At 51.9% G+C, this 430-nt stretch carries 1 protein-coding gene; it reads right to left on the bottom strand.

What is annotated here, in order from left to right:
* A partial coding sequence (locus QCE79_RS34000) for an Arm DNA-binding domain-containing protein (protein WP_309852026.1) occupies positions 1–315 on the bottom strand: 315 nt, incomplete at its 3' end.
* Between the last annotated feature and the right edge of the window lie 115 nt (positions 316–430).

Here is a 430-nt window from a genome sequence, read left to right on the forward strand (position 1 = left end):
GACGTCCGGATACATGCCCAAGGACATGAGCTTTTCGCGGCCAGCAAAGCGATATTTCATTCGCCAGCATTTCGATCCGCTCGGTGTAAGCAGCAGATATAGGCCGCGTCCGTCAAACAGTTTTCTGGCTTTTCCAGCCGATCTGGCGTTGCGAATTGCGATATTGGTTAGCCGCATATTTGGGGGTATCTTCTTTATGAAAAGCACTTCGACGCTACCGCTACCCCCACGCGCACCCCTAAAAAGGGCACGCTGCGAAGGTATCTCCCAGGACCTCGCCGAATAAAAATAGCGCGACAAACGCAATGAAATCATGAAGTTGGAATAAGCACCCGTACCTCCGCAGACGGGGTAGAACGCCCTCGAAAAGGTGCTATTCCTTCTTCTTGGGCAGGCACACAAACCATTCGATAATCAGCCGCCGATTGTT

It is taken from the genome of Caballeronia sp. LZ003 (assembly GCF_031451465.1).
Classification (GTDB): domain Bacteria; phylum Pseudomonadota; class Gammaproteobacteria; order Burkholderiales; family Burkholderiaceae; genus Caballeronia.